General features: G+C 36.3%; 12 protein-coding genes and 3 pseudogenes. 6 read left to right on the top strand and 9 right to left on the bottom strand.

Going from position 1 to position 10,626, the window contains the following annotated elements:
* Positions 1–231: 231 nt before the first annotated feature.
* Together FFR48_RS20775 and FFR48_RS20780 are read right to left on the bottom strand one after the other, a co-directional pair.
* The gene (locus FFR48_RS20775) at positions 232–555 is read right to left on the bottom strand and encodes an RNA-binding protein (RefSeq protein WP_137668684.1); all 324 of its coding nucleotides are present in this window, start codon (positions 553–555) and stop codon (positions 232–234) included.
* Positions 556–559: 4 nt separating this feature from the next.
* Positions 560–901, bottom strand: coding sequence for a hypothetical protein (locus tag FFR48_RS20780; RefSeq protein WP_137668685.1), 342 nt, complete (start codon positions 899–901; stop codon positions 560–562).
* A 262-nt stretch (positions 902–1,163) separates the two neighbouring features.
* On the opposite strand from FFR48_RS20780, the gene FFR48_RS20785 reads away from it, so the two are divergent.
* Together FFR48_RS20785 and FFR48_RS20790 are read left to right on the top strand one after the other, a co-directional pair.
* Positions 1,164–1,394 carry a DUF433 domain-containing protein gene (locus tag FFR48_RS20785; protein ID WP_027402180.1) on the top strand — a complete coding sequence of 77 codons (231 nt, stop codon included), beginning with the start codon at positions 1,164–1,166 and terminating at the stop codon, positions 1,392–1,394.
* Positions 1,391–1,723, top strand: a complete 333-nt coding sequence (locus tag FFR48_RS20790) for a DUF5615 family PIN-like protein (RefSeq protein ID WP_137668686.1) — start codon at positions 1,391–1,393, stop codon at positions 1,721–1,723. Before FFR48_RS20785 ends, FFR48_RS20790 begins: the two co-directional genes overlap by 4 nt.
* A gap of 184 nt (positions 1,724–1,907) precedes the next feature.
* On the opposite strand, the gene FFR48_RS20795 is transcribed toward FFR48_RS20790, so the two are convergent.
* The 4 genes from FFR48_RS20795 to FFR48_RS20810 form a co-directional block, all read right to left on the bottom strand.
* Positions 1,908–2,150: a hypothetical protein gene (locus FFR48_RS20795; protein WP_137668693.1), complete on the bottom strand. Its 243-nt coding sequence runs from the start codon at positions 2,148–2,150 to the stop codon at positions 1,908–1,910.
* A gap of 308 nt (positions 2,151–2,458) precedes the next feature.
* Entirely contained in the window at positions 2,459–2,716 is a 258-nt protein-coding gene (locus FFR48_RS20800; RefSeq protein ID WP_137668687.1) for a type II toxin-antitoxin system RelE family toxin, read from the bottom strand.
* Positions 2,694–2,915, bottom strand: coding sequence for a hypothetical protein (locus FFR48_RS20805; RefSeq protein WP_137668688.1), 222 nt, complete (start codon positions 2,913–2,915; stop codon positions 2,694–2,696). Before FFR48_RS20805 ends, FFR48_RS20800 begins: the two co-directional genes overlap by 23 nt.
* 203 nt (positions 2,916–3,118) lie before the next feature.
* Complete coding sequence (locus tag FFR48_RS20810; protein WP_137668689.1) at positions 3,119–3,304, bottom strand: hypothetical protein; 186 nt, start codon at positions 3,302–3,304, stop codon at positions 3,119–3,121.
* 120 nt (positions 3,305–3,424) lie between these two features.
* Between FFR48_RS20810 and FFR48_RS20815 the strand changes: the two genes are divergently transcribed.
* Positions 3,425–3,643 carry a hypothetical protein gene (locus FFR48_RS20815; RefSeq protein WP_096570900.1) on the top strand — a complete coding sequence of 73 codons (219 nt, stop codon included), beginning with the start codon at positions 3,425–3,427 and terminating at the stop codon, positions 3,641–3,643.
* Positions 3,636–4,031: a retropepsin-like aspartic protease gene (locus FFR48_RS20820; RefSeq protein ID WP_137668690.1), complete on the top strand. Its 396-nt coding sequence runs from the start codon at positions 3,636–3,638 to the stop codon at positions 4,029–4,031. The genes FFR48_RS20815 and FFR48_RS20820 overlap by 8 nt, the downstream gene beginning before the upstream one ends.
* Before the next feature lie 100 nt (positions 4,032–4,131).
* Here the strand turns inward: FFR48_RS20820 and FFR48_RS30415 are convergent.
* The 3 genes and pseudogenes from FFR48_RS30415 to FFR48_RS20840 form a co-directional block, all read right to left on the bottom strand.
* Positions 4,132–4,362: pseudogene (locus tag FFR48_RS30415) on the bottom strand (hypothetical protein).
* 130 nt (positions 4,363–4,492) lie between these two features.
* Positions 4,493–6,754 (bottom strand): hypothetical protein, encoded by a 2,262-nt coding sequence (locus tag FFR48_RS20835; protein ID WP_137668691.1) that lies wholly within the window; start codon positions 6,752–6,754, stop codon positions 4,493–4,495.
* A 134-nt stretch (positions 6,755–6,888) separates the two neighbouring features.
* Positions 6,889–8,307: pseudogene (locus FFR48_RS20840) on the bottom strand (site-specific integrase).
* A gap of 250 nt (positions 8,308–8,557) precedes the next feature.
* On the opposite strand from FFR48_RS20840, the pseudogene FFR48_RS20845 reads away from it, so the two are divergent.
* Both FFR48_RS20845 and FFR48_RS20850 read left to right on the top strand, forming a co-directional pair.
* Positions 8,558–9,658, top strand: a pseudogene (locus tag FFR48_RS20845) (nickel-dependent hydrogenase large subunit); the annotation flags it as partial.
* A gap of 251 nt (positions 9,659–9,909) precedes the next feature.
* Positions 9,910–10,527 carry an FHA domain-containing protein gene (locus FFR48_RS20850; RefSeq protein ID WP_137668692.1) on the top strand — a complete coding sequence of 206 codons (618 nt, stop codon included), beginning with the start codon at positions 9,910–9,912 and terminating at the stop codon, positions 10,525–10,527.
* Positions 10,528–10,626: the final 99 nt, after the last annotated feature.

Here is a 10,626-nt window from a genome sequence, read left to right on the forward strand (position 1 = left end):
TACCCCTAGCGCGTTTTGGGTACATATGTATATAATTGGTAATATTTTTCATCTTTGGTAGAACCACGGTATATTTTCCATTTACCGTTCTACCATTTTTCCGTTATATATTTCGGACAGGTCTATTGAACCAAATCTAGCTGAACCATCCTCTAAAAATTCTCAAAAAGCTGCCTGAAGAATAACAGTGAATCTTAGTGTGTTTGGTGTACATTTGGCTCGTTATGCTGCTCATGATCGATCGCTTGTTGCGGGAATTTTAAGATGTACCAATGCTTTCTGTAACACACTGGGCTTAACACTCAACCAAATTTGATGGCGCTCATCTTCAGTATACCCAACAACAATAGCCCCAATAGGTGAACCAATATCTGGATACATTTCTGGAGTCATATCTCCACTATCAACAAAATCAGTAATCTGAACAAGACCCTTCACTACTTCATCATCTAAACTAACAAAAATCCCAAATGGCGCATGATACTCGACTCTACCGTGAATCAGTTCACCTAACCGATATTTAGATTTGATTTTTTGCCAAAACTGATCGCTCATAGCACTACCTTGGTTTTAATACTCTTGGATATTGGTTGAGGATAGGAAACAAATGATGAGGAACTGGTAATTCAAATTTATCTGTGCCTTGATAGGGTTTTTCCAGGGCTTGGAAATATTGTTCATAGATTTCTGAGTCTATTGTAACTTCCAAAATCTCATCTTTGTAATACCGATGATATTCCTCTGCTAGACTCCTACTATTGGGTGCTGCAAAGTAGCATTTGCCGTCAGCAGTTGGAGGATGGTAGGGAAAGTCATCAGGATGAAATCCGTGTTCTACAAGATTTTGTCCTTTGCCTTTTTGAGTAGCTTTATAAATTGTAATAGTGTTTATCGTATTCAAACAGAAGAAAATTTATTAAGTAGAAGATTTTTTTGTAATTATAATAACATATAGCAATTTTCATAACTATTCAAAATTTTTGATCAGTAGCGATCGCTTCCCTATCCGTAAACATCGCATTTAATAATAGTTAAGGAAGTACAAAAAAAGGAAGTAGAGCGATATCGCTTTTCTCAAAGATGTTTAACAGTGAAATTATTGGGTTTTTAGCAGAAATACATAGTAAGATTAGATAAGTTAGCAGAAATTCACTCGCCACATCATGAATTACAGAGATTATATCACAATCGAACCCAATAAACGCGGTGGTAAGCCTTGTGTACGTGGCTTGCGAATTACAGTTTATGAGGTGCTTGAATACCTAGCTTCTGAGATGACGGAAGCGGAAATTCTTGATGATTTTCCCGATCTAACGCGAGAAGATTTAAAGGCTTGTATTGCTTATGCGGCTGATCGTGAACGTCGGCTGATGATTTCGACTTTATCAGCATGAAATTACTATTTGATGAAAACTTATCCCCCAAATTATCCACTCGTTTGAGCGATATTTTTCCAGGTTCGCTTCATGTTCGGGATGTAGGCATGAGAGCAACAATAGACCCGATAGTTTGGAATTATGCAAAAGATAATGATTTGATGATCGTCTCGAAAGATGCTGATATGCACGATTTGAGTTTAGTGTTTGGGAATCCTCCAAAAGTCATCTGGCTTAGACTGGGAAACTGTTCTACCTTACAAGTTGAAAATTTACTGCGTCGGGAGTTCAGTACAATCAAATTATTTTATGAAGATGAAAATTCATCCTTACTTGCTCTCTCATAATCGCACTTAAACCACAACTAGCGATCGCTTCCCTCGCCGTAGGTATCGCACTTAGTAATAGTTAAGGAAGTACAAAAAAGAAGTAGAGCGATCGCACTACCATCTATGAAATTGACTTAGTATTGAACAATTTTCATCCGAGACAAAAATTAGTCTATCAAGTTTCTCTTGAATTAGAACAACCTTACCTTTTATAGTTTACAGGTTGCCCATCTTCGAGGGTGTAAATGTCCTCTTCTGGATCGTTGAGGAAAGTAAAGCTAGGGTTGGTTGAGACTGCATCTAACCAGGTTTGTTCGTTGAGATCATCCTCCTCTGGCATTAGCAGGATAATACGCACCCGACTGGCTTTGTCTTGGGGAAGGGGATGATCTAGCTGAATTTGTCCTTGTTTATTTAAGATACCTGTGGTTTCAATCGCACGCATGGTTTCAGGCACAAAACATCATTGGGTTCAATAGACATCTCCACAACAGAATGTATTAATTTGTCATAAATTGTAGGGGCGAAGCTTATGGGCGATAATTTAACGGAAAAATCAGAGATATAGATATCCCATAAGCTTCGCCCTGCCCCATAAATAAGTTCCATAATTTCTTTTCTGGAGATGTCTAATTTTAACACTTTCTTCCGTGCAACCAGAAGGTAATTAGGTGGAATATATTAAGAAATTAAGGTGCGTTACATTTCATTAACGCACCCTATAGAATTGGCAAACTGGCTTACCACAACGGGCTAATTTAAAAGACTTTCATATTCATCGTGATTACCGATCCAAATCCAATAATAATCGTCACCCTTTTTTAAGGCTAAGGCTCTATATCCACCAGTGACACGGGCAGACCAAAGATTTTTACCGACTTTTTTGAAGTGCAAAGAGGGATGAAGTGAGTTTTCCTGCCAAAGCTGATAAGCCTTCCGCGCTTGCTCTTGCATCTCAGGTGACAAATTAGCATAAGTTTTCCAAAACTCACTCGTTGCAAAGGATTTCATCAAGATCCCTCACGTTGTTGGCTGCAATATCTTTTTCTGCCTGAGCAATAAGGCGATCTAATTTCCCTGATGATAAATCTGCCTCAATTTGCTGATCCCACATCTCATCAATATATTCTTGAAGCCACTTTACCAGATCACGAACTTCACTCTCTGGCAATTGCTTGATTGCTGATTCAACTTCTAGGAGAGTAGTCATATAAGATTTTACATTTCAAGAACTTTTCTATATTATTACCAATTATAGCATTGAAACGCTATTGAGATGGTAGCTATTTGACTGATCCCACTTATTAAAGATGTTTAATGGTGAATTTATCAGGTGCATTACATTTCATTAACGCACCCCACAGAATTGGCGATCGCTTACTCATGAGATCGCAGTTAATCACAGTTAAGGAATCACAAAAAAGGAAATTGAGCGATCGCTTCTTCTGCTAAAGCCTCCAGTTTGCCGTCTGCGATGTCTTGTTCTAGCTGCTCATCCCAACGCTGGTAGTCTATGTCTAAGATCCATTGCCGGAGTCGCTGAAACTGCTCTGGTGGAAGCGTCAGAATAGCTGCTTCAATTTGTTCAATGGTTGACATTTCAGGTTATAGTTTTTTGACTTCAATCACATTATAGCTTTGTAGAGAGGAGTAATTCTAATTTTTACCTCACAGATCGCTTATAATCAATGTATTATTGTATATCTAAAAATTTAAAATATGTCACTCGCTGAGTTAATTCCTCTAGTCAATAATCTGAGTCAGTCAGATAAATTATCACTCTTGAAACTCCTAGCAAAACAAATCCCAAATGCTGAATTACAAGTGATCTTTTCTGCCTCAGAGTATCCAATTTGGTCGCCCTACGACTCAACGGAAGCTGCAAATATCCTGATGCAGATGATTCAGGATCACCAAGAGGCATCTACTGATGGCTAGTACAGTGGAATTTCCCTTTAATGATGATGAAGCATTACCCACAATTCCGATCATTCTGAGTTATACAAACTCTTCTGTTTCTGCAAATGCACTGCTGGATACTGGGTCTACTGTCAATGTTTTACCTTATGATATTGGGTTAAAATTAGGTGCAATTTGGGATAATCAAACTGTCCGTTTGCCATTGGCTGGAAATCTTGCAAAAGTTGAAGCACGGGGGTTATTTGTGCAAGTTCAAATTGGGAATCTTGAACCCGTTCGTCTAGCATTTGCCTGGGTAGAAGCCTCTCATGTACCCTTAATCCTTGGGCAAACGAACTTTTTTCGAGAATTTGATGTTTGTTTTGAGCGATCGCAATGCACGATCAAAATTATCCGACGTGATTAGCAATCGCTTCCCTATCCGTAAACATCCCATTTAATAATAGTTAAGGAAGCACAGGAAAAGGAAGTGGAGCGATTTCTCTTTGCAAAGATGTTTATTAGATTTATTGACCTCGCCCTGGCTTACAGTCGGCAAAACTTAATGCCTCTGTGTCTAGAAAGCTGGCGATTCTCTTTCAGAGACACTACGTGAACGCCATCTCAATTATTGCTTCAACGGGATAATCAATTTCATTAGCACGAGAAATCAAGGCATCCTGAATCCAGTCTGGTAAGTGTTTTAAAATAATTTCCGCATCATCGGATGAAATTTGCTCTGAAGGTTTCACTTGCATGGGTTAGGACTCGATATGGATTTTAACATTATATGGTGGCTCAGTCGCTCTCAAAATGATCGCCTCTAGTTCTAATAGTAACGCAGGGTTTTTCGAGTAAGGTATTGTCTGCACCGCAATTCTTACATCTTCACTTTGATCCTGAAACAAGAGCAGCGATAAATACAATTATTGTCAGAGCTAACAGGATGATCGTTCCGACAACCAGATCCGGTTGCGGATTAAAATAGTTGATTTGGAAAATTCGATCAATCCCGATCAATACCCAAGAGATGAATACAAAACAGAGGACAGACCATGCTAGTCTTTTACTTAATGGCTCGTCGATATCCTTCCATTCCTCCTCAATCGTCCGGTGGTTCGCTAAAGTACCGTAAAACATAAAGACAAGATAAGAAACAATAAGTGTGACGAAAGTGATCGAAGATATCCAGGGATAAGTTCCAGAGATTCTAATCGCTGTGAGTCCGGCCAGCGTGTTAATACTCAAACCCCAAATGATTAACAAAACCCATTGTAAGTAACGCCGTCTTAGATTCGACTCTAGAGAGATACTGATCTCGACGAAAACATTCCAGACCAATCCACAAAATGGCATAATACTATAAAAAATAAAGACGATAATCGAAATTAGACTTATCACAATAGTAGTCAGTATTATCCTCCCTTGACAAAATAGAAAGCATAAAAAGTTAAGCACAATCCGCAGGCTTGAAATAAGGATACGAATAGTTAGCAGAATCGTTGTAATTGAAATATCGGCAACCGCGAGGGAGATCAAAACAAGTGGGTTGCGAGAGCGAAGCGATACAGTATATTTTCTCTCAGTAAAAAGTATAACTTTTTCGGCGATCAAATTGTTTACAAACATGGCATATTCAAAAGGAGTATCAAGCCATTTAAGCCCATTGAAAGCAAAATCGCTCATCCTCTCAATGACCGATAAGACAGGAGTTTCTACCAAACATCTATGGATTATATGAAATACCATCACGCCAAGATAAACTACCAAACTTCCAACCAAAAAATAATGATAATAATCTTTGATTCGGCTTGAAATCCAGAAATTCACAACATAAAAGATTGAGGCTTGAAGTGAAATAACAAACAAAAATCGCAGTGTGTCCCTAGAGGATTTCAGGGTGATTTTTCTAATGTCGAACGGTATCTTAAAGGTGGATGAATTCAAAAATATTCTCAGTTTATATTTTAAAGCTATATCTTCTTGATTTTTCATCTTTTTAAACCATAATTCCATCAATTTATCGACAGGAAATGATTGAATTTGAGTTTTATCCCTTAGCTTTATTCGCAATTTTTCTGGTAACTTTTTCTTGAAATGCAAAACTTTGATATAAGGAGAATTAATATCAAGCTTTGAAGATTCTTCATTTAAAAAATCAAGAATATGAGAAAAACTCAAGTTTTCATATTGTTCTCGTAAGATTTTTTCAATTTCACTTTGTGAGCTACTGTTGATTTTTTTTATTCTTTCTAATTGTCTTTTAATTTCTTCTTTAAATTCTTTTTCTTCCAAGGAGAATAATGAACTTGTTCTATACTCACTATATCTATATGATGAACTTGTTCTACTATTTCTGTATTCATTTAGTAATTCTTCTTCAATTTCCGTTGGTGATTCTTCGTATATTTTTCCTACCATTTCTAATTGTGTTTCTATTTCTGCCGGAAAAAAAGAAGGCACATATAATAATTCATTACTAATATTCCTATTCCTTATTCTTGAAATAAGTTGGCCAAATGAAGGAATGAATAAAATACTTAACTCTTTTTCCTTAATAATTGCTAGATTATATTTGTGTTGTAAAGACGCTAAATCATTAGCTATTGAATCTTCTGCTGCTTGCAAGTCTTCATATTGTTTGTTCAATTCTTGAATACGCTTTTTAGTCCAATATTCTCGAATTTCTAATTCTTTATTATATTTTTGCTGATAATCGTACTGGATAATCCCCCAAGCTACGCACCATAAAAGCAGGAATGCTGAGGGAATTAATCCATTAGCTGTCTCGACTGGCAATAGATCGAGGAAATACCCGCCTCCGATCGCAACGAGACTGGCAATAGTAATTTCAGTGGGTGTTAACTCTCGAAATTTGGGATTTACGAACAGTAGTAAGGGGATAACTAAAGCGACTCTAATGATTGGTATATTAGATCGTAGGAAAGCAAAAAAAGATTGTACCGATGACGCGGTAGACACGGGAAAGCGATTAAACACTACACCAACAATATCATTGATACCGATGGATAAAATCGCAACGACCAAGCAGAGAGTTAGTGCGGGAACAGTCAAAATAAATCTAGATATAGAGTAATCCACCCAAAATTCAATATCGAGTAAGGATATTTTCTTGTTTTCCTTTTGCATAGTTCATCTTTCCCCTTCCGTGAACCAATGACTCTGTTCTCTGATTGATCCATATTATACAGCATTGCCTGACAAATAAAATAGGGAGAATTCAAAGTTAAGCTACACAACCACCATGATTTATACCCAAATTCTTAATCGTGGTGATAAAGTTGTTTGCACTCCTCTACATTTTTATTCTTGTATTCCCCAACAATTTCCACCTTTCCACCTCCAACCTTAACCTTTCATTCTCCATCCTTAACGCCAAAATCTCATTCTTCTGCAACTCAATTAACGACCTTTGACTAATTACCTCACCAAAGGCTTTTTTCCGGTTTTCAATCCCAAACCATCTTTGATAAGTCTTTGTATGTTCATCAACAGTATGACCTAAATTATCTGCTGCTGCTTTAATTGGTATTCCCTGAAGATGCGCTCTAATTGCACAAGCATGGCGTAAATCATAAGGTTGAAATTCAATTCCCACTTTTCTAAACCATCTGGATATATCTCTTCGCATCCAATTAATATTTTGTACAGAAGCAATTTTTTCAAGTTTTTTTGCTAAAATATTTAATGGTTTGGTATTTTTTAAATCAAATAATTCTACCCATTCAGTCACAAAAGGAATAACTTCTCTATATCCAGTTTTGGTATTTTTATTCACCTTCCAAGTATGATCTAGATTTTGGGGAGACATCCACCAATTAATATCCGGTTCTACAAATAATTCCCTTGGTCTTAACCCATAAGTTGCCAACATTCCATATACCCATCGCCACATTTCCCAAGTGTCTATTTCATCAGTAATATTTGTATTTTTGCGGTTGAGGGCGAATTTTTCAAACAGATAAAAACCAGATATAATTTTTTCATCATCTGGTATTTCTCGATAAGCAGGAGTGACATGATCTCGTTTAACATCCAGTTGAAATCCTAAATTAAAAGTTTTAATCAAAACCGAACTCACCGCAATTAATTCATTTTTTTTATTACCATTAACTGAATTAATCACTTCCTCAAAATTTTCTTTAGTAGCTAAAGTTGTTAAATCAAAATTTCTTTTAATCACAGATATATAGTTAGCAAAAGTATTTTCACTGGTGATAGTTTTTTGACGGGTTTGATAATATTTCTCTTCAAAGGTATCTAATAATTCCCCAATTGTTTTGATTTCTTGCTTTTCTCTAGATTTAATTCCTAAATACTTATCATTCCACTGGAAAGTATGACGAGCAATTAATTTACCCAACTCGTAACTTTCCTCAATTGCAGTTTTTAAACCCTCTAAATTTGCGGGTATTCCTAGAGATAAATCATACTGTTTTTTCTGTTTACCTACACTTTGATCACCTGGTTTTAAAGGTAATGTAGCTCGTAATTGCAGAGAATTTCCAGTTTGTTTAATACTAACTTTAATTCTCTCTCTTTTTAAATTACTATTAGCTTCAATTAACTTCTGTTCAAAAACTGCTTGATACTGTAATTCTGTTGCTTTTATTTTCGCCATTCCCTATACCTACCGTCTGTAGTGTTCTGCGGTTCAAAATCTATACAAAATCTGCAAACATATCTGCGAACCAGTCCCCGGAGTCTGTATTTGCATCCTTATGTAGAGATGGGGGATAGGTTTCCGATATTAACTTTTGGCGATGCCTGCGGCGGGCTGCGCCTACGCAATTTCCCTGATTTTACTGACTTATTCCCTAAATATTCACTTATTTATAAAAGCTGAAATAGTGAAAATAAAATGTTATGACTGAGCAAAATTACCTGAAAAAATAAGTTCTTTAGTAACATTTTCAGCATATCACCTGTTCCCATAGCAGTTATATGGTTCCTGGTGGTGTGATGTGCGCCCCCACCTTAACTGATATTACCCGTGCTTGGGGGATTTTAGAATATTTCCGCACCAATTGGTTAGAACCAGTTTGGTTAGGATGTTCTTTAGAAAGATATGAGGAAATTCAATCTTATGAGGATTTCCAAAAATGGTTAAATGAAGATATCAAACACCGAGAATCTGACTTAGGTTTATACTGGCGTATGGGTCTAGATATCGGGTTAGATAGATATGGTGTAGGTGTGGGTAAATATGTCACTTGGGGATATTTACCCCATGAGGATAGATACAATAAACCCACCATTGAAGGACGTAACGCTGCGGTAATTATGAAAAGCGGTGTTTACGATGGTTGTAAAGATACTCATAGATTGATGGATCAGGCTTTTGCACGGGAAAATTTAACCCATTCTTGGTATAATGAAGGTACTCAAGATTGGCATCCGAGCGATCGCAAAACGTCCCCAACTATCAAAAACCAAAAAGATTTTGAAGGTGCATATTCTTGGTCAAGTGCAGTATTACACCAAGACTTAGGAAGATTAGAAGCTGGACCTTTAGCACGTCAATTAGTTGCAGGTGGAAAACATGGAGAGTCATGGCAACATTATGACCCATTTATTTTAGATGTCTTCAAAAAAATGGGCGGTGCTAATGTTCACCTCAGACAACTAGCGAGAGTTCACGAATTAGTCAAATTATATCGGCAAGCGGAACGTTGTTTGAAGGAGTTCAAATTAAACGAACCCTGGTATATTAAACCCCAAGAAAAAGACGGTAAAGGTTGGGGTGCAACAGAAGCAGCAAGGGGCGCTTTGTGTCACTGGGTGGAAATAGAACAAGGTAAGATTAAACAATACCAAGTTATTGCCCCCGGAACTTGGAATATTGGACCCCGTGACGGTGCTGGTAAACGTGGACCTGTGGAAGAAGCGTTAATAGGTACACCTATTGCTGATCCTAATGATCCTGTAGAAGTTGGCCATGTTGCCCGTTCTTTTGATTCATGTTTGGTGTGTACTGTTCACGCCCATGATGCTAAAACAGGAAAAGAATTAGCCCGTTTTCGCACTGCTTAATTTATGTTTTGAGTTATGTTTTATAGGGTGGGTTTTTCCCACCTACTTAGAAATGTTAGAAACGTCAGATATTTTTTGTTATTGATTAAACATTTTTGATTATTTAAATTGTTGTTAATTCAGCCAAAAATATTCACGATAGTAACACATAATACAAATAATTTATTAGGCACATCTTATTATTTTTGTGAATAAAATCCTCATAAGAGGAATTGGATTAAGTAGTATAATTTACAAGCAAATTCAAAATTATGAACCCAATTATTATACAATGGGCAATTACCTTCCAATGGGAAGAATCTGGCAAATTAAAGAATCAGCAAATTTCCAAAGGACAGGTAATAAATAATAACCATAATGGAGATATAATTATTGGACGCGACTCTCAGGTATGTGATCTGGTAATAAATAATAATAGTGTATCTGCTCAACATATTAAAATTTCTTTTAACGAAGAACAACAAAAGTTTTTTATCAAAAGTTTAAATCCTCAAAATATTTCTAATCTTAATGGACAGAATATTGATTCTGGTAAAGAGTTTGAATTGCTAATTAATAGTATAATTTTTTTAGGAAAGCAACGTTTACAAATTATTGATATTCAAATTTACCAACTCCCATCAACAGATTATTCAGGAATATTACCTGCAAACACTCATTCAATTCCAGCCCCTCAAAATTTAAATTTGAACGAAGTTAGCTCCAGTTCTAATACAAGTCATACCACCAAGCTTAATTCCCATTTAAATGAAACCCGATTTTCTCGGAAAGAACCTACAATCATTGTAGCAATCATAGGAGGAATAGCAACAATTATCAGTGCATTTATTAATTTGTCTGGTTATATAGCAATCCTATTTGAGTTGTGAATAAATGGTATAATTATACTACTATGGTGAATACAGCTTACAAAGATGAAAAATTTTTTACTAGAACAACAACAAAAAGCTCAAGAAATAGCAATTTTA

Origin of the sequence: Sphaerospermopsis reniformis, from assembly GCF_005402885.1 — a bacterium.
Taxonomy (GTDB): Bacteria; Cyanobacteriota; Cyanobacteriia; order Cyanobacteriales; family Nostocaceae; genus Sphaerospermopsis; species Sphaerospermopsis kisseleviana.

Bases quoted from the DNA above. Each gene is read 5' to 3' on its own strand.
- FFR48_RS20815 (WP_096570900.1), top strand. From the start codon at position 3,425: ATGTCACTCGCTGAGTTAATTCCTCTAGTCAATAATCTGAGTCAGTCA.
- FFR48_RS20805 (WP_137668688.1), bottom strand. From the start codon at position 2,915: ATGACTACTCTCCTAGAAGTTGAATCAGCAATCAAGCAATTGCCAGAG.
- FFR48_RS20775 (WP_137668684.1), bottom strand. From the start codon at position 555: ATGAGCGATCAGTTTTGGCAAAAAATCAAATCTAAATATCGGTTAGGT.
- FFR48_RS20785 (WP_027402180.1), top strand. From the start codon at position 1,164: ATGAATTACAGAGATTATATCACAATCGAACCCAATAAACGCGGTGGT.
- FFR48_RS20835 (WP_137668691.1), bottom strand. From the start codon at position 6,754: ATGCAAAAGGAAAACAAGAAAATATCCTTACTCGATATTGAATTTTGG.
- FFR48_RS20790 (WP_137668686.1), top strand. From the start codon at position 1,391: ATGAAATTACTATTTGATGAAAACTTATCCCCCAAATTATCCACTCGT.
- FFR48_RS20795 (WP_137668693.1), bottom strand. From the start codon at position 2,150: ATGCGTGCGATTGAAACCACAGGTATCTTAAATAAACAAGGACAAATT.
- FFR48_RS20820 (WP_137668690.1), top strand. From the start codon at position 3,636: ATGGCTAGTACAGTGGAATTTCCCTTTAATGATGATGAAGCATTACCC.
- FFR48_RS20800 (WP_137668687.1), bottom strand. From the start codon at position 2,716: ATGAAATCCTTTGCAACGAGTGAGTTTTGGAAAACTTATGCTAATTTG.
- FFR48_RS20810 (WP_137668689.1), bottom strand. From the start codon at position 3,304: ATGTCAACCATTGAACAAATTGAAGCAGCTATTCTGACGCTTCCACCA.
- FFR48_RS20850 (WP_137668692.1), top strand. From the start codon at position 9,910: ATGAACCCAATTATTATACAATGGGCAATTACCTTCCAATGGGAAGAA.